Source organism: Streptomyces sp. NRRL S-244 (assembly GCF_000717915.1).
Taxonomy (GTDB): Bacteria; Actinomycetota; Actinomycetes; order Streptomycetales; family Streptomycetaceae; genus Streptomyces.
This window is the reverse complement of record NZ_JOCX01000050.1, coordinates 1-19232: the sequence shown is the minus strand read 5'-3', so window position 1 is coordinate 19232 and position 19232 is coordinate 1. Positions and strand designations below refer to the sequence as shown.

Genomic DNA, 19232 nt, shown 5'->3' with positions numbered 1-19232 from the left:
GTACGTGGTGGGGGCGGCGCGGGGCGGGCGGGAGCTCGCGCTGATCCGGGAGCTGGGCGCGGACCGGGCGGTGGACTACACGCAGCCGGGCTGGACCGAGGCGGTCGGCGGTCCGGTGGACGTCCTGCTGGACGGGGTCGGCGGTGAGCTGGGCCTGGCCGGATTCGGGCTGGTCCGGGACGGCGGGCGGGTCTCGGCGCACGGCGCCCCGAGCGGCGGCTTCACGGCGCTGGACCCGGCGGATGTCCGGCGGCGCGGGATCGCCCTGCGCGGGATCGCGGAGGTCCAGTTCCCGCCGGCGGAGATCACCCGCCTGGCGGGCTACGCCCTGGCCGAGGCGGCGGCGGGGCGGCTCCGCCCGGTGATCGCACGCAGGTTCCCGCTGGCGGAAGCAGCGGAGGCCCACCGCGCCATCGAGGCGCGCGCCATCCCGGGCAAAGCCCTCCTGATCCCCTGAGGTCAGTCCGAGAGGCCGGCCAGGTCGCGCAGGCGGCGGGCCTGGGCGGCACGTTCCGCCGAGCGCTGGGCGTCGTAGGGCCGGGATCCGGCATCGCGGAGCAGGGCCTTCGTCTCGACGACGGCATCGCGCGGCGGAGCCAGCAGCGCCGTCGTGAGGTCCTGCACCGCCGCGTCCAGCTCATCGGCCGGTACGACCAGGTTGGCCAGCCCGACCCGCTCCGCCTCCTCGGCATGCACGAAGCGGCCCGTCGCGCAGATCTCCAGCGCGCGGGCATAGCCGACCAGCGAGGTCAGCGGCTGCGTCCCGGCCAGGTCGGGCACGAGACCCAGGCTGGTCTCGCGCATGGCGAACTGCACGTCGTCCGCGACCACGCGCAGGTCACACGCCAGCGCGAGCTGGAAGCCGGCGCCGATCGCATGGCCCTGTACGGCGGCGATGGAGACGATGTCGTTGCGCCGCCACCAGGTGAATGCCTCCTGGTACTCGGCAATGGTGGAGTCGAGCAGCTCGTCCGAACCGCGCGCCAGATCGAGGAAGGACGGCTCACCCTCGAAACCCTCGGGGGTGAACGCCTGCCGGTCGAGTCCGGCGGAGAAGGACTTGCCCTCACCGCGCAGCACCACGACCCGGACGGTGCCCGGCAACGACCTTCCGGCCTCCGCCAACGCCCGCCAGAGCGCGGGGGACTGAGCGTTTCGCTTGGCCGGATTGGTCAGTGTCACCGTCGCGACCGAGTCGTCCACGGTGAGCCGTACGCCGTCCTTGTCGAGCAGAGCCATCGGTGTGCCTCCGGTGTGCAGTCGGCCGCAATCCCGGCCTAAGTGACTGCACAGTAACCACCCGGTCGGCCGGACGGCCGACCGGGGGTCACCGAAGGAACTGCGGTGTGGGCAGGCGAGCGTGATCCACCCCGGCTCCGGGCCTGACGGCCTGGGATCGGGGTCAGGCCGAAGCCGCCTTCTTGCCGCGCGTCGCGCCACCGCGACCACGCAGAATGACTCCGGACTCACTGAGCATCCGGTGGACGAATCCGTAAGACCGACCGGTTTCCTCGGCCAGCGCACGGATACTCGCACCGGAGTCGTACTTCTTCTTCAGGTCTGCCGCGAGCTTGTCGCGCGCGGCGCCGGTTACCCGGCTGCCCTTCTTCAGAGTCTCGGCCACCCGTGCCTCCTCATGGGAAGTGCGCTCTGGACTTCTCATGATCACCCCTCCCCGGCTTCCTGGCCACCCATTCAGCAAGGTCGGTACGACGACATTTCCCGAGTCGTGGACACATCAGCAGAACGGAATCTTCTCTTCCGCTGCATGACGTCCGTCACACTTCTCCACCCTCGGCGGGAATCTCCAGGTCAGGGGCCGGACGGCAGAAAACGGCGGCCCCGGCCGCGTGCCCGGGCGGGCACGGCCGGGGCCGTCGTACAGAGCGCAGAGGTACGAGACCGTCTCACTCAGATGATGGATCACGCCTGAGCCGAATGATCCATAAGGAACTGGATCACCGGCTCCGGGGGGATCAGGCGAGGGCGACGAGGTCCCGGTAGTCCGGGCCCCAGAGGTCCTCGACGCCGTCCGGGAGCAGGATGATCCGCTCCGGCTCCAGCGCCTCGACCGCACCCTCGTCGTGCGTGACGAGGATGACCGCGCCCTTGTACGTGCGCAGCGCGCCCAGGATCTCCTCGCGGCTGGCCGGGTCCAGGTTGTTGGTGGGCTCGTCGAGGAGCAGCACGTTCGCGGAGGAGACGACCAGCGTGGCCAGGGCCAGACGGGTCTTCTCGCCGCCGGAGAGGACCCCGGCCGGCTTGTCCACGTCATCGCCGGAGAAGAGGAAGGAGCCGAGCGTCTTGCGTACGGCGACCAGGTCCAGGTCGGGCGCGGCCGAGCGCATGTTCTCCAGGACCGTGCGCTCGGGGTCGAGCGTCTCGTGCTCCTGGGCGTAGTAGCCGAGCTTGAGGCCGTGGCCGGGGGTGACCTCGCCGGTGTCCGGCTTCTCGGTGCCCGCGAGCAGCCGCAGCAGCGTGGTCTTGCCGGCGCCGTTGAGGCCGAGGATGACGACGCGGGAGCCCTTGTCGATGGCCAGGTCGACGTCGGTGAAGATCTCCAGGGAGCCGTACGACTTCGACAGGCCCTCGGCGGTCAGCGGGGTCTTCCCGCAGGGCGCCGGGTCCGGGAAGCGCAGCTTGGCGACCTTGTCGGAGACGCGGACGGCGTCGAGGCCGGCGAGCAGCCGGTCGGCGCGCTTGGCCATGTTCTGGGCGGCGACGGTCTTGGTGGCCTTGGCGCGCATCTTGTCGGCCTGCGAGTTCAGGGCCGCGGCCTTCTTCTCGGCGTTCTGGCGCTCGCGCTTGCGGCGCTTCTCGTCGGCCTCGCGCTGCTGCTGGTAGAGCTTCCAGCCCATGTTGTAGATGTCGATGACCGAACGGTTGGCGTCCAGGTAGAAGACCTTGTTGACCACGGTCTCGACGAGGTCCACGTCGTGGGAGATCACGACGAAGCCGCCGCGGTAGTTCTTCAGGTAGTCGCGCAGCCAGACGATCGAGTCGGCGTCGAGGTGGTTCGTCGGCTCGTCGAGGAGCAGGGTGTCGGCGTCCGAGAAGAGGATCCGGGCGAGCTCGACGCGGCGGCGCTGACCGCCGGAGAGGGTGTGCAGCGGCTGGCCGAGGACCCGGTCGGGCAGGCTCAGGGCGGCCGAGATGGTCGCGGCCTCGGACTCGGCGGCGTACCCGCCCTTGGTGAGGAACTCGGTCTCCTGGCGCTCGTACTGCTTGAGCGCCTTCTCGCGGGTGGCGCCGGCGCCGGTGGCGATGCGCTCCTCGTTCATGCGCATCTTCTTGAGCAGGACGTCGAGGCCGCGGGCGGACAGGATCCGGTCGCGGGCCAGGACGTCGAGGTCGCCGGTGCGCGGGTCCTGCGGGAGGTAGCCGACCTCGCCCGAGCGGGCGATGGACCCGGCGGCGGGCTGGCCCTCGCCGGCGAGGCACTTGGTGAGCGTGGTCTTGCCCGCTCCGTTGCGGCCGACCAGGCCGATGCGGTCGCCCTTGGCGATGCGGAAGGAGGCGGACTCGATGAGGACGCGGGCGCCGGCGCGCAGCTCGACGCCGGTGGCGGTGATCACGGAAATACTCCAGGGCGGGGGGACGGCGGAAGGGGGGCAGGACGCGATGCTTCGACGCCGCTAATCCGCGAGGAGATTTGCCATGGGATTCATTCTACCGGGGGTGCGCAACCGGTTTGGGGGGCGCCCGGCCCTTGACATGCCCCCCGTTCGGCGTATGGACCGCCCCGGTGGGCCGCGGCGCGTATCAGGATGGACCGGGTGATACTCGCCGCAGGGGCGGCCACGTTGAATCGAGGCGGTGCGGGATGCAGTTCGACGACGACGCCGATCTGGACACCTCCCAGGTCAAGGACCAGCGCGGCAGCCGCGTCCCGGGCGGGCGGGCGACGATCGGCGGCGGTATCGCGGGCCTCATCGCACTGGTCCTCGCGCTGATCTTCGGCGTGGGCCCGGACCAGCTGGGGCTCTCCTCCGGCAACCCGGAGTCGGCGGCGACCTCGTCGTCCGTCGACCAGGTGGAGCAGTCCTGCAAGAAGGGCCGGGACGCCAACACCCGCGAGGACTGCCGGCTGGTCGCGGTCGTCAACAGCACCCAGGACTTCTGGAAGAACGAGTTCACCCGGCGCGGCGGGCGCTACACCCCGGCGTCGACGGTCTTCTTCAAGGACCGCGTGGACACCGCCTGCGGCACCGCCACCAAGGCGGTCGGCCCCTTCTACTGCCCTGCCGACCGGCAGGTCTACCTGGACCTCGGCTTCTTCGACGACCTGAGGACGAAGTTCGGCGCGAGCGGCGGCCCGTTCGCCCAGGCCTACGTCGTCGCCCACGAGTACGGGCACCACATCCAGAACCTGACCGGAACCCTGCAGAAGGCGCAGGGCGGACAGCCGGGCGCGAACAGCAACGCGGTCAAGGTCGAGCTGCAGGCCGACTGCTACGCCGGGGTGTGGGCGCACAACGCGACGACGACCCCGGACAAGTCCTCGGGCCGGCCGCTGATCACCAGGCTGACCGACCAGGACATCAGGGACGGCCTGAACGCGGCGGCCGCGGTCGGCGACGACCGGATCCAGGAGAAGTTCCAGGGCCGGGTGACCCCGGAGTCCTGGACGCACGGCTCGGCCCAGCAGCGCCAGCAGTGGTTCTACCAGGGCTACCGCACGGGCGACATGGCCCAGTGCAACACCTTCCGCTGACTGTCGGCGGTGCCTGCCATGCTGTGACGCAGGTCACCGTCACGAGAGGGAGTGGTCGTCATGGCAGGCGTTCCGTCCATCTGTCCCACGCTGCGATATCGCGACGCGAAGGCGGCCATCAAGCTGCTGACCGAGGCATTCGGCTTCAGTCAGGTCGCGGTGTACGAGGGCGAGGACGGCTCGGTGATGCACGCGGAGCTGGCGTACGGAAACGGCCTGGTGATGCTGGGCAGCAAGGGCACCGGCAGCGTCTTCGACAAGTCCATGGGGGACGGCGGGCCCGTGGGGGTCTACGTGGTGGTCGACGATGTGGACGCCCATCACCGGCGGGCCGCGGAGCACGGCGTGGAGATCCTGATGGAGCCCACCGACCAGGACTACGGATCCCGCGACTACATGGCCAAGGACGCCGAGGGCAACATCTGGAGCTTCGGGACGTACGCGCCGCAGGTCTGAGACCCGCGGCGCGTTCCTCTGCTCCTCTGTCCCTCTGTTCCTCCGTACGGACCGCCGCGGGCGCTACGCGCCGCCGGTGTGGACCTGGAAGGCGGCCCGGCGGACCGCCTTGGCCAGGGCCGGATCCGGGTGCGCGGCCGCCAGGGCGACCAGGACCTGGACGGTGCGCGGATGGCCGACCGCGCGGACCTCGTCCAGCAGCCGCGGGACGGTGGTCCGGACCGCCGAGTCGAGGTGGCGTGCCAGCAGGTCCGCCTCGCCGTGGTCGGCGATGGCGGCCGCCGTGTCCACCCAGAGCCAGGTCGTCTCCTCGGCGGTGAGCACGTCCTGCGCCTCGTCGGGATCGACCCCGTCGTGCTCGGCGAGCCAGAGCAGGGCGTAGGGCCGCAGGGCCGCGTCGCGTACGGCGGCGCGCACCTCGGGTTCGGCCGGGGCGCCGACCACGCGCAGGGCCTCGAAGGCGAGCCCGCGCAGCAGGGCGTCCTCGCCGCGGGCGGCGTGCAGCAGTTCGCTGACGGCGTGGCCGACGGGCCGGGCGGCGAGCCAGGCCCGGTACTCGGCGCGGGCCGGTCCGGGGGTGAGCCGGGCGCAGCCGTGCAGCATCGCGGCGGCGGACTGCTCGATGTTCCCGGCGGGGCTCTGCGCGGCGACGCAGATCTGTTCGAGCTTGACCCAGACGGCCCAGCTGCCGAGCGGGGTGAGGGCGGCCTGCGCGGGGCCGAGGGTGACGGCGTCGACGGCGGCGAGCCCGCCGAGCGCCCAGCGCAGCAGCCGCGCGAGCGGGACGGGCGCCGCGTGGCCGATGGCCTCGGGGTCGGCCGCAGAGGCGGTGGCCGCTGTCCCGTCGGTGGCCGGCGTCCCGTCGGCGGGCGGGGTCTCGCGCGCTGGGGCGTCGTACGGGATCTCGCAGCGCTCGTCGCGCAGTTCGGTGACCCGCTGCCCGAGCAGGTCCAGCAGGTCCGGGACGGTCACGGGACCGGCCGACAGCTGGAGCAGGGAGAGCAGTTGGGGCATCGCCTCGACCACCTCCGCGACGACCGCGGGCGCGATGTCGGCGGGCGCCGGGTGGACCAGCGACCAGGCGTCGAACAGGGCGACCCAGCCGCGCAGTACGGCGGTGTCGTCGCGGTCCCAGGCGCGCAGCCGCCAGCCGGGCCGGGCCTGGCCGCCGTGCACCTCGACGAGGCCGGCGAGCCGGGCGCGGTCCCAGCCGACCCGGATCTGCCCGTGTGTCAGGTTCAGTTCACCGGCGGCGCGTTCGACGTCGGCGGCGGGCAGCGCTCCCGCCGGGGCGGGCCTGCCTCCGTCGCCGGCACCGAGGTTGAGCTCGGCCCAGCGGGCGAGCCGTACCGCGTCGGCCAGCGAGGCCCGGGCCCGGCTCGCGAGTTCGGCCGTGGCCGGGGTGCCCGCCGGGGGCCGGGAAGCGGGACGGGCGCGTCGGTCGGTCACCGCCTTGCGGGCCGCGGCGACGGAACGCGGGGAGACGAGTCGGAGTCTGGAGTCGCGAGCCAACTGCTCATCAGGCTTTCGGGACGTCACGGAAGCAGTCTCGCCCGTCACCGGCCGAAAGCCCAAACGGAACCAGCCATTATCGCCACTCGACAGGGGGACATACCGGGAGAATGACCCCTCCCTGTCCCGTCCGGCACACGGCCTTCACATAAGAGGGGTCAGAAAGCGCCTCAGGGCTTCCTCGTATCCGGCCGGATCCGCGTTCCACATGGCCCCGTGCGGGGCTTCGCGGACGGTCCGCAGCGTGACCAGGTCGGGGCGGGCGTCGGCGAGCCGGCGCGAGGGCTCCCACGGGGCGAGCGTGTCGTCCGGGCCGTGGAAGATCAGGACCGGGACGCGCAGCGCCGCGGGGTCCGACCCGGGCGCCGCCCGGTCGGCGCGCAGCCCGGCGCGTCCCTCGGCGGCCCGTACGGCGAACGGAACCAGCGCGGCCGGGGTGCGGCGGGCGGCGATGAGTGCGCGCAGGGTGGTGTGCCAGTCGAGCACCGGCGAGTCCAGTACGAGCCCGGAGATCCGGTCGGCGAGGGCCGAGCGCTCGGCGGCGTGCAGGGCCATGGCGGCCCCGGTGGACCAGCCGTGCAGGACGACCCGGCGGGCGCCGTAGCGCACGGCGTAGCGGATGGCGGCGTCCACGTCCCGCCACTCCGATTCGCCGAGGTGGCCGAGACCGTCCGGTGAGGCGGGGGCCCCGAGGTCGCCGCGGTAGGCGAGGTCGAGGACGGGCATCCGCTGGCGGTGCAGGAACGGCATGACCACCATCGGGTGCTCGCGGCCGGCGCCGAGCCCGTGCACGGTGATCACCCAGGTGTCGCGGTCGGCGGGCACGAACCAGGCGGGCAGCCCGCCGAGCTCTCCGGGGACGTCCACGTCGGCGTGGTCGAGGCCCAGGGCGGTACGGGGGTTCCCGACGTGGACCTCGGGGGTGAGGGTGACCCGGGCGCCGGGGTCGAGGCTGCCGTGGGTGACGGCGAGCAGCCGGCGTACGACGGCGTCCGGGCCGTGGTCGACCCCGTCGAGGACGGATCCGACCACGGCGTGCACCCCGGGGGCGCAGAGCCCGTACGTGCCGGGGCGCAGGGAGGCCAGCGAGCGGGTCAGCGTGATCCGCCCGGAGCCGCTGGAGTGGACGCTGAGCCGCGGCCCGCCGGGCAGAGGGCGGCCGGGCTCGTGCCGCAGGGCGGCGTCGGCGGCGTACCGGCCGGCCGCGACCGCGGCGGCGCCGGCCCCGACGAGAGTGGTCGCGACGGCCGCGGCCGTCGCTGTGGCGGAAGGCACGGCTCCAGTGTCGCGGCGGGAGGGCGGACGGGCCACTGGAGCGGAATGCTCCGATTGCGGCCGGGCGGGGGCGGGAAGAGATGACCGGGCGGCCCGGCGGACCTGCGGGCGCAGAGTGATCTACGTCTCCCCGCGAACCCCTCCGGGGCGGGCCCGGGGGCCTCGGGCCCCTTGTGGAGCCACCCGGTCACCGGGCTTTGACGTGCATTAATCGCCGTATCAGCCGCAAAATGGGGATGAAGGTCCCGATGGCACGACGGGCCAGTACACCGCTCCGCCCGAGTCAGTTCACCTTCCGTTCATCCAGGTTGCCTACGGTCGCCGAGCCACTGACGTCAAACAGAAGCCTGGGTAAATGGAGCACATAACGCTTCTCCTCGGGATCGTGATCATTACCGCTCTCGTGTTCGACTTCACGAACGGTTTCCACGACACAGCCAACGCGATGGCCACCACCATCTCGACCGGCGCCCTCAAGCCCAAGACGGCGGTGGCCATGTCCGCCGTGCTCAACCTCGTCGGCGCGTTCATGTCCGTGGAGGTCGCCAAGACGATCTCCAAGGGCCTGGTCAACGAAGAGGGCATCCAGCCAGAAGTGATCTTCGCGGCCCTGGTCGGCGCGATCCTCTGGAACCTCGTCACCTGGCTGGTCGGACTGCCCTCCAGCTCCTCCCACGCGCTGATGGGCGGCCTGGTCGGCGCGGCCGTCGCCTCCGCCGGCCTCGGCGCCGTCAACGGCGACACGCTCGTCACCAAGGTGCTGCTCCCCGCGGTCGCCGCGCCGATCGTGGCCGGTGTGGCCGCGATGCTGGCCGCCAAGGTCACGTACAAGCTCGGCGGCAAGGTCGGCGGCAAGACCGCCACCAAGGGCTACCGCGCCGGGCAGATCGCCTCGGCCGGTCTCGTCTCCCTCGCGCACGGCACCAACGACGCGCAGAAGACGATGGGCATCATCACCCTGGCGCTCATCGCCGGCGGCGCTCTGGACTCCGGCGCCAACCCGCCGGTCTGGGTCATCGTCTCCGCCGGCCTGGCCATCGCCCTGGGCACCTCCCTGGGCGGCTGGCGCATCATCCGCACCATGGGCAGCGGCCTGACCGACCTCCAGCCGCAGCAGGGCTTCGCCGCCCAGACCTCGGCCGCGAGCGTCATCCTGGCCTCCTCCACCCTCGGCTTCTCCCTCTCCACCACCCACGCGTGCTCCGGCGCCGTCATGGGTGCGGGCCTGGGCCGCAAGGGCGGTGTGGTCCGCTGGTCCACCGCCACCCGCATGTTCATCGCGTGGGGCCTGACCCTGCCGGCCGCGGCCGTCGTCGCCTCCGGTGCCGAGCTGGTCATGCGCACCGGTGACGTCGGCGTCGCCGCCGTCGCGCTCTTCCTGGTCGCCTCCTGCCTCGCCATCTGGGTCATCTCGCGCCGCCAGGTCGTCGACCACAGCAACGTCAACGACGTGCAGCCGGCCGCGGCCGAGGAGCCGGGTGTCGTCACCACGGCCATGGCCGCCGTCACCGTCCCGCCGACCATGGCCGCCGAGGCGGCTGCCGAGGCAGCCGCCGGTACGACCGCCGCGGTCACGGACGAAGCCCTGAAGGCCACCATCCCGGCGGCCGCACCGGCCACGCCCGCTGCTCCCGCCGCAGCGGTCTGACCCCGAGAACGACAGAGGAATCCGCAGTATGAAGATCGACTGGGCAGCACTCGGCTCCGTCTTCGGGGTCAGCCTCTCCGCCACCGTCGGCCTCGTGGCCCTGTTCACGCTGGGCCTGGTGGGCCTCTCCAAGCACGAGGCCGCCACCGAGCAGGGCGGCACCGCCACCCTCGCCCGCAGCGGCGCGTACGCCTCCTTCGCGCTCGTCGCGGCGGCCGTGGGGTACGGGATCTACCTGATCATCAGCTGACCTGATCCGACCGATCAGGGCACGGCGTACGAAAGCTCCCCCCGGGTTTCCCGGGGGGAGCTTTCGTACGTCCGCGACCCGTGCCTGTGACCTGCCTCGCCGCAGGTCAACGGCGAGTTGACGGGCCTTCGCGGTGCGTGGTGGACTGCCCGAGCCAATACGGCGGCATGGAGAGGAAGTCCGGTGCGAATCCGGCGCGGTCCCGCCACTGTCACCGGGGAGCACGCGGCCCGTACGCCGTGCACCCCGGGAGCCAGGAACTCCCACCGCCGGACACGTCGAACCAGGGCGCGGACCCTGAGTGAGGACATACCTGCACCATGCGTGCCGACCGCGTCTTCGCGTACGGCGCCACGGCGGGCCTGATCGGCGACCGGATCCTCGGTGATCCGCGCCGAGGGCACCCCGTGGCCGCCTTCGGACGAGCCGCCGCCGCCGTCGAGCGCGCCCTGTGGCGCGACGACCGCGGCCGGGGCGTCGTACACACCCTCCTGTGCGCCGGGGGCGCGGCCGCCGTCGGCGCGCTGGGCGCCCGCGCCGTGCGCTCCCGGCCCGCGGCCGCCCGTATCGCCCTGACCGCCGCGGCCACCTGGGCCGTCGTCGGCGGCACCTCGCTGGGCCGGGAGGCCCGCGCCATCGGCGGGGCGCTCGCCGCGGGGGACGCCGAGGTGGCCCGCGAGCGGCTGCCGCACCTGTGCGGGCGCGATCCGCAGGCCCTGGACGAGCAGCAGATGGCCCGCGCCGTCGTGGAGTCGGTCGCCGAGAACACCTCCGACGCGGTGGTCGGGGCCCTGGTGTGGGGCGCCGCAGCCGGTGTCCCGGGGCTGCTGGCCTTCCGCGCCGTGAACACCCTGGACGCGATGGTCGGCCACAAGTCGCCGCGCTACCTGCGCTACGGCTGGGCCTCGGCCCGGCTCGACGACCTCGCGGGCTGGCCGGGCGCCCGGCTGACCGCCCTGGCCGCCGTACTGGCCGGTCCCGACCGGCGGGGAGCCGTACGGGCCTGGCGGGCGGACGCCGCCGCACACCCGAGCCCGAACGCCGGTCCCGTGGAGGCCTCCTTCGCCGGGGCGCTCGGCGTACGGCTGGGGGGCACCCTGGCCTACGGGGGGCGGGTCGAGCACCGGGCCGTGCTGAACGGCGAGGCGGGGCGGCCGGTTCAGGTCGCGGACATCGAACGTGCGGTGCGGCTGTCGCGTCGGGTGACGTGGCTGGCGCTGGGGGCGTGTGTGGCACTGCGCTGTGCGGTGTCGCACGGCATACGGAAGGGACGCGGATGAGCGGCGGGAAGCTCGGCGGGGGACTCCTCGTCGCGGGCACCACATCGGACGCGGGCAAGAGCGTGGTCACGGCGGGCATCTGCCGCTGGCTGGCCCGGCAGGGCGTGAAGGTGGCGCCGTTCAAGGCGCAGAACATGTCGCTGAACTCGTTCGTGACGCGCGAGGGCGCCGAGATCGGGCGCGCGCAGGCGATGCAGGCGCAGGCGGCGCGCGTGGAGCCGACGGCGCTGATGAACCCGGTGCTGCTCAAGCCCGGCAGCGACCGCAGCAGCCAGGTGGTGCTGCTGGGCAAGCCGGTGGGCGAGATGAGCGCCCGCGGCTACCACGGGGGCAGGCAGGAGCAGCTTCTCGGTGTCGTCACGGACTGTCTGGAGCAGCTGCGGGGCACGTATGACGCCGTGATCTGCGAGGGGGCGGGCAGTCCGGCCGAGATCAACCTGCGCCGGACCGACATCGTGAACATGGGCATCGCGCGGGCCGCGCGGTTCCCGGTGGTCGTGGTCGGGGACATCGACCGGGGCGGGGTCTTCGCCTCGTTCTTCGGGACGACGGCACTGCTGTCACCGGAGGACCAGTCGCTGATCGCGGGGTACATGGTCAACAAGTTCCGCGGCGACGTGTCGCTGCTGGAGCCCGGCATGGAGATGCTGCGCTCCCTGACCGGGCGCGGCACGTACGGCGTGCTCCCCTTCCAGCACGGTCTGGGCATCGACGAGGAGGACGGGCTCCGGGTCTCCCTGCGGGGCGCGGTGCGCGAGTCGGTCGTGGCCCCGCCGGTCGGCGAGGACGTGCTGCGGGTCGCGGTGTGCGCGGTGCCGCTGATGTCGAACTTCACGGACGTCGACGCGCTGGCTGCGGAGCCGGGCGTGGTGGTGCGGTTCGTGGACCGGGCCGAGGAACTGGTCGACGCGGACCTGGTGGTGGTGCCGGGCACCCGGGGCACGGTGAAGGCCCTGGAGTGGCTGCGCGAGCGCGGCCTGGCGGACGCGCTGCTGCGCAGGGCCGCGGAGGGCCGGCCCGTGCTGGGCATCTGCGGCGGCTTCCAGGTGCTCGGCGAGCACATCGAGGACGAGGTCGAGTCGCGGGCGGGCTCGGTGCACGGGCTGGGCCTGCTGCCGGTGCGGATCCGCTTCGAGCGGGAGAAGACCCTGGCACGGCCTTCCGGGACCGCGCTCGGCGAGGAGGTCGACGGGTACGAGATCCACCACGGGGTGGCCGAGGTCCTGGGTGGGGAGGCGTTCATCTCCGATGACGATGGACGCAGTTTGGAAGGCTGCCGGGTCGGCTCGGTGTGGGGCACGCACTGGCACGGCTCGCTGGAGTCGGACGGCTTCCGGCGGGCGTTCCTGCGCGAGGTGGCCTCGGCGTCGGGCCGCCGCTTCGTCCCGTCCCCGGACACCTCCTTCTCCTCCCTCCGCGAGGAGCAGCTGGACCTGCTCGGCGACCTGATCGCCGAGCACGCGGACACCGACGGCCTGCTCCGCCTGATCGAGGGCGGCGCCCCCGCGGGCCTCCCGTTCCTCCCCCCGGGCGCCCCGTGACGGCGGCGGCCCGCGTTCTCAACGGCCCGCGCCCGCATATCCGTACCCGCACAGAGAGAGGCATCGCATGAGCACGCCCTACCCGTTCACCGCAGTGGTCGGCCAGACCGACCTGCGGCTGGCGCTCCTGCTCAACGCCGTGAGCCCGGCGGTCGGCGGCGTACTCGTGCGCGGCGAGAAGGGGACCGCGAAGTCCACCGCCGTCCGCGCGCTGTCCGCGCTGCTGCCGCAGGTCGACGTCATCCCCGGCTGCCGTTTCTCCTGCGCCCCCGCCGCCCCCGACCCGGCCTGTCCCGACGGCCCCCACGAAGCGGGCCCCGCGGCCGCCCGGCCCGCGCGCATGGTCGAGCTGCCCGTCGGCGCCTCCGAGGACCGGCTCGTCGGCGCCCTCGACATCGAACGGGCCCTCGCCGAGGGCGTGAAGGCCTTCGAGCCCGGCCTGCTCGCCGACGCGCACCGCGGGATCCTGTACGTCGACGAGGTCAACCTCCTCCACGACCACCTCATCGACCTCCTCCTCGACGCCGCGGCGATGGGCGCCTCCTACGTCGAGCGCGAGGGCGTCTCCGTACGCCACGCCGCCCGCTTCCTGCTCGTCGGCACCATGAACCCCGAGGAGGGCGAGCTCCGCCCGCAGCTCCTCGACCGGTTCGGGCTCACCGTCGAGGTGGCGGCCTCCCGCGAGCCCGCCCAGCGCGTCGAGGTGGTGCGCCGCCGGCTCGCGTACGAGGACGACCCGGCCGCCTTCGCCACCCGCTGGGCCGGCGACGAGCACGACGTCCGCGCCCGTGTCGTGGCCGCCCGCGCCCTGCTCCCCCAGGTCCGCCTCGGGGACGCCTCCCTGCTCCAGATCGCCGCGACCTGCGCCGGCTTCGAGGTCGACGGAATGCGCGCCGACATCGTGATGGCCCGCACCGCGACCGCGCTGGCCGCGTGGGCCGGGCGGACCGACGTCCGCAAGGAGGACGTGCGGCAGGCCGCGCTGCTGGCGCTCCCCCACCGGCGGCGCCGCAACCCCTTCGACGCGCCGGGCCTCGACGAGGACAAGCTCGACGAGATCCTGGACCGGTTCCCCGACGAGGAGCCGGAGAACGAGCCCGACCCGGAGCCCGAGGGCCCGGACGACAGCGGCCCCGACGACGGCGGTCCGGAAGACGGCGGTCCGGACGGCGGGGGCGGCGGGGTCCCCCCGCAGGGCGGTCCCGAGGCGCCCGAGGCCCCGGAGACCCCCGAGACCCCCGAGACCCCCGACACACAGGACGATCCGGCCCCGTCGGCCCCGGACGCACCGGAGGCCCCCGCCCCCCAGCCCGCCTCCCAGGAGGGCGCCGCGCCCGAGCAGGCCGCGGTACGGGCCGCCGAGCCGTTCCGGACGAAGATGCTCAGCGTGCCCGGCCTCGGCGAGGGCGCGTCCGGGCGGCGTTCGCGCGCCCGCACCGCGCACGGCCGGACCACCGGCGCCCAGCGCCCCCGCGGCCACCTGACGAAGCTGCACCTCGCCGCGACCGTCCAGGCCGCCGCCCCGCACCAGAAGGCGCGCGGGCGCACCGGGCGCGGGCTCGTCGTCCGCAAGGACGACCTGCGCCAGGCCACCCGGGAGGGCCGCGAGGGCAACCTGGTCCTGTTCGTGGTCGACGCCTCCGGCTCGATGGCGGCCCGGCAGCGCATGAGCGCGGTCAAGGGCGCGGTGCTCTCGCTGCTGCTGGACGCCTACCAGCGCCGGGACAAGGTCGGTCTGATCACCTTCCGGGGCGCCGCCGCGGAGCTCGCGCTGCCGCCCACCTCCTCGGTGGACGCGGCGGCGGCCCGGCTCGAACAGCTGCCGACGGGCGGGCGCACCCCGCTCGCCGCCGGCCTGCTGAAGGCCCACGAGGTGCTGCGGATCGAGCGGCTGCGCGATCCCAGCCGCCGCCCGCTGCTCGTGGTCGTCACCGACGGGCGGGCCACCTCGGCCGGTTCGACCGGACCGGCCGGTTCCACCGGCGGGGACCCGCGGGAGCTCGCGGGCCGCAGCGCCCGGCTGCTCCAGGCCGAGGGCGTCGCGTCGGTGGTCGTGGACTGCGAGTCGGGGCCGGTCCGGCTGGGGCTGGCCGGCGTACTGGCCACCGACCTCGGCGGGCCCGCCGTCACGCTCGACGGGCTGCGGGCCGACTCGCTGGCCGGGCTCGTGAAGAACGTACGTACCGCATCAGACACCCACAGGAGGGCCGCGTAATGCCGCAGGGACAGCCGACCGTCGTTCCGGACGACGGACTCACGACGCGCCAGCGCCGCAACCGCCCGCTCGTCTTCGTCCACACCGGCCCGGGCAAGGGCAAGTCGACGGCGGCCTTCGGGCTGGCGCTGCGCGCCTGGAACCAGGGCTGGCCGATCGGGGTGTTCCAGTTCGTCAAGTCGGCGAAGTGGAAGGTCGGCGAGGAGAACGCGCTCAAGGTGCTCGGCGCCTCCGGCGAGGGCGGCCCGGTCGTCTGGCACAAGATGGGCGAGGGCTGGTCCTGGGTCCAGCGGGACGCGCAGCTCGACAACGAGCAGGCGGCCAAGGAAGGCTGGGAGCAGGTCAAGCGCGACCTGGCCGCCGAGACGCACAAGCTGTACGTGCTGGACGAGTTCGCGTACCCGATGCACTGGGGCTGGATCGACGTCGACGAGGTCATCGAGGTGCTGCGGAACCGGCCCGGTACCCAGCACGTGGTGATCACGGGGCGCAACGCGCCTGAGAAGCTGGTGGAGTTCGCGGACCTGGTCACGGAGATGACTAAGGTCAAGCACCCGATGGACGCGGGCCAGAAGGGCCAGAAGGGCATCGAGTGGTGACTTCGCTCCACATCCCCCGGCTGGTCATTGCCGCGCCGTCCTCCGGCAGCGGCAAGACCACCGTCGCCACGGGCCTGATGGCGGCCTTCTCGGAGCGCGGCCTCGCCGTGTCCCCGCACAAGGCCGGGCCCGACTACATCGACCCCGGCTACCACGCGCTGGCCACGGGCCGGCCGGGGCGCAACCTGGACGCGTTCATGTGCGGACCGGAGCTGGTCGCCCCGCTGTTCGCGCACGGGGCCGCGGGGTGCGATCTCGCGATCGTCGAGGGCGTGATGGGCCTGTACGACGGGGCCGCGGGGCGGGGTGAGCTGGCGTCGACGGCGCAGGTCGCGAAGGTGCTGCGGGCGCCGGTGGTCCTGGTGGTCGACGCCTCGTCGCAGTCGCGGTCGGTGGCGGCGCTGGTGCACGGCTTCGCGTCGTTCGACCCGCAGGTGCGGCTGGGCGGCGTGATCCTGAACAAGGTCGGGTCCGACCGGCACGAGGCGATGCTGCGGGAGGCGCTGGAGGAGGCCGGGATGCCGGTGCTCGGCGTCCTGCGGCGGGCCCCGCAGGTGGCCGCGCCGTCGCGGCATCTGGGCCTGGTCCCGGTCGCCGAGCGGCGCACCGATGCCCTGTCCTCGGTCGCCGCCCTGGCGGACCAGGTCCGGGCGGGCTGCGATCTGGAGGCCCTGATGGCCCTGGCCCGGACGGCGCCGCCGCTGGCCTGCGAGGCCTGGGACCCTGAGCAGGCGCTGTTCGGCGGCGCCACCGGGCAGAGTCCGGCTCCACATCCGCAGAGTCCGGCTCCACACCCGTCGGGCCTCGGCGGCGGACCCGTCATCGCCGTCGCGGGCGGGCCCGCGTTCACGTTCTCGTACGCCGAGCACGCCGAGCTGCTCACCGCCGCCGGAGCGGAGGTCGTCACCTTCGACCCGCTCAGGGACGAGGCCCTGCCCGAGGGAACCACCGGCCTGGTGATCGGAGGCGGGTTCCCCGAGGTGTACGCCCCCGAGCTCGCCGCCAACGCGCCGCTCCGCGAGGCCGTCGCGGGCTTCGCCGCGGCCGGCGGGCCCGTCGCCGCCGAGTGCGCCGGGCTGCTGTACCTCGCCCGCTCCCTGGACGGCAAGCCCATGTGCGGGGTGCTCGACGCCGACGCGCGCATGTCGGAGCGGCTGACCCTCGGCTACCGCGAGGCCGTCGCGGTGTCGGACAGCGCCCTCGCCGCCACCGGTACCCGGCTGCGCGGGCACGAGTTCCACCGCACGGTGATCGAGCCCGGTGCCGGCGCCGCCCCCGCGTGGGGGTTCACGCATCCCGAACGCCGGGTCGAGGGCTTCGTACAGCAGGGGGTGCACGCCAGCTACCTGCACACGCACTGGGCGGCGCAGCCCTCCGTGGCCCTTCGGTTCACGGAAGCCGCGGCGCGGGCCAGGTGAGTTCAGTCCGCGAGGCCCACCACCAGCCAGATCCCGGCCACCCCGCCCACCGTGCACATCAGCGTGGACAGGGCGGGGTGCTTGTGGTGCGCCTCCGGCAGGATCTCGGCGGCCGCCAGGTACAGCAGGGCTCCGCCGAAGAAGCCGAGGTACGCTCCCAGCGGTTCCTCCGGAAGGGTGAACAGCAGAGTGGACACCGCGCCCAGCACGGGGGCCACCGCGTCCGCGAAGAGCATCATCAGGGCCTTGCGGCGGGCGTTCCCGTACAGCCGGGTGAGCGTGTACGTGTTGAACCCGTCGGCGAAGTCGTGCGTGATGACGGCCAGCGACACGGCCACGCCCATCCCGCCGCCGACCTGGAAGGCCGCGCCCAGGGCCACGCCGTCGGCGAAGCTGTGGCCGACCATCGCCGAGGCCGCCGTCAGCCCGACCTCGGGGACGCGGCCCCCGTTCTCGGCGCCGTGCGCGGCCTGCCGTACCGCCAGCAGGCGTTCCACGACGTGCGCGATCAGGAACCCGGCCACGAAGAGCAGCAGGGCGAGCGGGACCCCGAACACCTTGCGGCCGGCCGCGTGCAGCGACTCCGGCAGCAGGTCGAGGCCCACGACGCCGAGCATCAGCCCGCCCGCCAGGCCCAGCACGAGGTGGCGGCGGTCGGTGACGCGCTGCGCCGTCCACCCGCCCGCCAGGGTCATCAGGAACGCGCCCAGCGCCACGATCACGGCCATGTGCCCCTGAATACCGACTCCTCGCCCCGTGCGCACGTGCGCGCGCGGGCGGCGGTCCACGCACCATTGACGACTACGGAGGGGGCATGATCCCGGTGGGCGAGTACGCGACGCAGCTGGTGGTCGGGGTCGGCGGACGCGCGGGGGTCTCCGTGGCGGAGGTCTGCGCCCTCGTCGAGGAGACGCTGCGGGGGGCCGGGCTGGCCGCCGGGGCGGTGAAGGCGCTGGCCACGGTGGAGTCGAAGGCGGGCGAGGCGGGGCTCACGGGCGCGGCGGAACGTTTCGGCGTACCCCTGCTCAGCTATCCCGCCGAGGAGTTGGCCGGCATCCCCGTACCGCACCCCTCCGATGCGGTGCGCGATGCCGCCGGGACCTCCTCGGTGGCGGAGGCCGCGGCGCTCGCGGGCGGCGGGGAACTGCTCGTACCGAAGCGCCGCTCGGTGGCGGCGACCTGCGCCGTGGCCACCGCGCAGGCGCACGACCTGCGCCATCACGGGGACGCGGAGGTGCGCGGAGACGGCGGCGCGCTGGTGGACCTCGCGGTCAACGTACGGGCGCACACTCCGCCGGACTGGCTCAAGCGGCGCATCGCGGCCTCGCTCGACTCCCTCTCCGCGTATCCCGACGGGCGGGCGGCCCGCGCGGCGGTGGCGGCCCGGCACGGGCTGCCGGTCGACCGGGTGCTGTTGACGGCGGGGGCCGCGGAGGCGTTCGTACTGATCGCGCGGGCCCTGGGCGCGCAGCGGCCGGTGGTGGTGCACCCGCAGTTCACGGAGCCGGAGGCGGCGCTGCGCGACGCGGGGCACACGGTGGAGCGGGTGGTGCTGCGGGCGGCGGACGGGTTCCGGCTGGACCCGGCGGCGGTGCCCGAGGACGCGGACCTGGTGGTGGTCGGCAACCCGACCAACCCGACGTCGGTCCTGCACCCGGCGGCGGCGCTGACCGCGCTGGCCCGGCCGGGCCGGATCCTGGTCGTGGACGAGGCGTTCATGGACGCGGTCCCGGGTGAGCGGGAGGCGCTGGCCGGGCGGACGGACGTGCCGGGTCTGGTGGTGCTGCGGAGCCTGACCAAGACGTGGGGGCTGGCGGGGCTGCGGATCGGCTACGTGCTGGCCGAGCCGCGGGTGATCGCGAAGCTGGCGGCGGCGCAGCCGCTGTGGCCGGTGTCCACACCGGCGTTGGTGGCGGCGGAGGCCTGTGTGGCCCCGGCGGCGCTGGCGGAGGCGGAGGCGGCGGCCCGGCAGATCGCGGTGGACCGGGCGCATCTGCTGGCGGGGCTCGCGGAGTTCGAGGAGATCGAGGTGTCGGGGGTGGCGGAGGGGCCGTTCGTCCTGATCCAGGTGGCGGGCGGTGCGGAGGTCCGCACCCGGCTGCGCGCCCTCGGCTTCGCGGTCCGCCGCGGGGACACCTTCCCGGGCCTGGACCAGTCCTGGCTCCGGCTGGCGGTGCGCGACCGGGCCACGACGGGCCGCCTGCTCCAGGCCATGGACCACGCCCTGGCGCTGACGGCGCGCTGATCCGGGCCCCGTCCGTCCCCCTTGCGGCGCGCTGGTCCGGGCCCCGCCCGCCCCACCTGCGGCGGGCGGACCCGGGCCC

17 protein-coding genes and 1 riboswitch are annotated in these 19232 nt (G+C 73.9%); of the genes, 11 read left to right on the top strand and 6 right to left on the bottom strand.

Annotated elements, in window-relative coordinates:
- The coding region (locus IF02_RS0131635; protein ID WP_030163150.1) for a zinc-binding dehydrogenase at window positions 1-457 on the top strand (457 nt) is incomplete at its 5' end.
- 2 nt (window positions 458-459) lie between these two features.
- Here the strand turns inward: IF02_RS0131635 and IF02_RS0131630 are convergent.
- The 3 genes from IF02_RS0131630 to IF02_RS0131620 all read right to left on the bottom strand — a co-directional run bounded on the left by IF02_RS0131630 (window position 460) and on the right by IF02_RS0131620 (window position 3575).
- Window positions 460-1239, bottom strand: coding sequence for an enoyl-CoA hydratase/isomerase family protein (locus IF02_RS0131630; RefSeq protein ID WP_030163148.1), 780 nt, complete (start codon window positions 1237-1239; stop codon window positions 460-462).
- A 163-nt stretch (window positions 1240-1402) separates the two neighbouring features.
- Entirely contained in the window at window positions 1403-1624 is a 222-nt protein-coding gene (locus IF02_RS0131625) for a helix-turn-helix domain-containing protein (RefSeq protein ID WP_030163146.1), read from the bottom strand.
- A 352-nt stretch (window positions 1625-1976) separates the two neighbouring features.
- Window positions 1977-3575: an ABC-F family ATP-binding cassette domain-containing protein gene (locus tag IF02_RS0131620; protein WP_030163145.1), complete on the bottom strand. Its 1599-nt coding sequence runs from the start codon at window positions 3573-3575 to the stop codon at window positions 1977-1979.
- A gap of 248 nt (window positions 3576-3823) precedes the next feature.
- Between IF02_RS0131620 and IF02_RS0131615 the strand changes: the two genes are divergently transcribed.
- Window positions 3824-4714, top strand: coding sequence for a neutral zinc metallopeptidase (locus tag IF02_RS0131615; RefSeq protein WP_030163143.1), 891 nt, complete (start codon window positions 3824-3826; stop codon window positions 4712-4714).
- Between the two features lie 60 nt (window positions 4715-4774).
- Window positions 4775-5170, top strand: coding sequence for a VOC family protein (locus IF02_RS0131610; RefSeq protein WP_030163141.1), 396 nt, complete (start codon window positions 4775-4777; stop codon window positions 5168-5170).
- 63 nt (window positions 5171-5233) lie between these two features.
- Here IF02_RS0131610 and IF02_RS0131605 read toward each other — a convergent pair whose 3' ends face one another.
- A complete protein-coding gene (locus tag IF02_RS0131605; RefSeq protein ID WP_078622451.1) occupies window positions 5234-6709 on the bottom strand; it encodes a hypothetical protein in 1476 nt (491 codons plus the stop codon).
- Between the two features lie 117 nt (window positions 6710-6826).
- Window positions 6827-7957, bottom strand: coding sequence for an alpha/beta hydrolase family protein (locus IF02_RS0131600; protein WP_030163138.1), 1131 nt, complete (start codon window positions 7955-7957; stop codon window positions 6827-6829).
- Window positions 7958-8312: 355 nt separating this feature from the next.
- Between IF02_RS0131600 and IF02_RS0131595 the strand changes: the two genes are divergently transcribed.
- The 7 genes from IF02_RS0131595 to IF02_RS0131565 all read left to right on the top strand — a co-directional run bounded on the left by IF02_RS0131595 (window position 8313) and on the right by IF02_RS0131565 (window position 16908).
- Window positions 8313-9605 (top strand): inorganic phosphate transporter, encoded by a 1293-nt coding sequence (locus IF02_RS0131595; protein ID WP_030163135.1) that lies wholly within the window; start codon window positions 8313-8315, stop codon window positions 9603-9605.
- Window positions 9606-9633: 28 nt separating this feature from the next.
- A complete protein-coding gene (locus IF02_RS0131590; RefSeq protein ID WP_030163133.1) occupies window positions 9634-9855 on the top strand; it encodes a hypothetical protein in 222 nt (73 codons plus the stop codon).
- Window positions 9856-9979: 124 nt separating this feature from the next.
- Window positions 9980-10138, top strand: a riboswitch (cobalamin riboswitch).
- A 37-nt stretch (window positions 10139-10175) separates the two neighbouring features.
- Window positions 10176-11135: a cobalamin biosynthesis protein gene (locus IF02_RS0131585; protein ID WP_030163130.1), complete on the top strand. Its 960-nt coding sequence runs from the start codon at window positions 10176-10178 to the stop codon at window positions 11133-11135.
- Window positions 11132-12676: a cobyric acid synthase gene (locus tag IF02_RS0131580; RefSeq protein ID WP_030163128.1), complete on the top strand. Its 1545-nt coding sequence runs from the start codon at window positions 11132-11134 to the stop codon at window positions 12674-12676. Before IF02_RS0131585 ends, IF02_RS0131580 begins: the two co-directional genes overlap by 4 nt.
- Window positions 12677-12743: 67 nt before the next feature.
- Window positions 12744-14891 carry a putative cobaltochelatase gene (locus IF02_RS0131575; RefSeq protein WP_030163125.1) on the top strand — a complete coding sequence of 716 codons (2148 nt, stop codon included), beginning with the start codon at window positions 12744-12746 and terminating at the stop codon, window positions 14889-14891.
- Window positions 14891-15490 (top strand): cob(I)yrinic acid a,c-diamide adenosyltransferase, encoded by a 600-nt coding sequence (cobO, locus tag IF02_RS0131570; protein ID WP_030163123.1) that lies wholly within the window; start codon window positions 14891-14893, stop codon window positions 15488-15490. The genes IF02_RS0131575 and cobO overlap by 1 nt, the downstream gene beginning before the upstream one ends.
- Window positions 15484-16908, top strand: a complete 1425-nt coding sequence (locus IF02_RS0131565) for a cobyrinate a,c-diamide synthase (RefSeq protein WP_030163121.1) — start codon at window positions 15484-15486, stop codon at window positions 16906-16908. Before cobO ends, IF02_RS0131565 begins: the two co-directional genes overlap by 7 nt.
- A gap of 2 nt (window positions 16909-16910) precedes the next feature.
- Here IF02_RS0131565 and IF02_RS0131560 read toward each other — a convergent pair whose 3' ends face one another.
- Window positions 16911-17636: a ZIP family metal transporter gene (locus IF02_RS0131560; RefSeq protein ID WP_030163119.1), complete on the bottom strand. Its 726-nt coding sequence runs from the start codon at window positions 17634-17636 to the stop codon at window positions 16911-16913.
- Between the two features lie 86 nt (window positions 17637-17722).
- Here IF02_RS0131560 and cobC point away from each other — a divergent pair, with 86 nt between their 5' ends.
- Window positions 17723-19153, top strand: coding sequence for an Rv2231c family pyridoxal phosphate-dependent protein CobC (cobC, locus tag IF02_RS0131555; RefSeq protein WP_078622450.1), 1431 nt, complete (start codon window positions 17723-17725; stop codon window positions 19151-19153).
- Window positions 19154-19232 lie beyond the last annotated feature (79 nt).

Excerpts from the sequence above, each read along its gene's own strand:
- IF02_RS0131575 (WP_030163125.1), top strand. The coding sequence starts at position 12,744 with ATGAGCACGCCCTACCCGTTCACCGCAGTGGTCGGCCAGACCGACCTG.
- IF02_RS0131595 (WP_030163135.1), top strand. The coding sequence starts at position 8,313 with ATGGAGCACATAACGCTTCTCCTCGGGATCGTGATCATTACCGCTCTC.
- IF02_RS0131585 (WP_030163130.1), top strand. The coding sequence starts at position 10,176 with ATGCGTGCCGACCGCGTCTTCGCGTACGGCGCCACGGCGGGCCTGATC.
- cobO (WP_030163123.1), top strand. The coding sequence starts at position 14,891 with ATGCCGCAGGGACAGCCGACCGTCGTTCCGGACGACGGACTCACGACG.
- IF02_RS0131580 (WP_030163128.1), top strand. The coding sequence starts at position 11,132 with ATGAGCGGCGGGAAGCTCGGCGGGGGACTCCTCGTCGCGGGCACCACA.
- IF02_RS0131630 (WP_030163148.1), bottom strand. The coding sequence starts at position 1,239 with ATGGCTCTGCTCGACAAGGACGGCGTACGGCTCACCGTGGACGACTCG.
- IF02_RS0131560 (WP_030163119.1), bottom strand. The coding sequence starts at position 17,636 with ATGGCCGTGATCGTGGCGCTGGGCGCGTTCCTGATGACCCTGGCGGGC.
- cobC (WP_078622450.1), top strand. The coding sequence starts at position 17,723 with ATGATCCCGGTGGGCGAGTACGCGACGCAGCTGGTGGTCGGGGTCGGC.
- IF02_RS0131610 (WP_030163141.1), top strand. The coding sequence starts at position 4,775 with ATGGCAGGCGTTCCGTCCATCTGTCCCACGCTGCGATATCGCGACGCG.
- IF02_RS0131615 (WP_030163143.1), top strand. The coding sequence starts at position 3,824 with ATGCAGTTCGACGACGACGCCGATCTGGACACCTCCCAGGTCAAGGAC.
- IF02_RS0131590 (WP_030163133.1), top strand. The coding sequence starts at position 9,634 with ATGAAGATCGACTGGGCAGCACTCGGCTCCGTCTTCGGGGTCAGCCTC.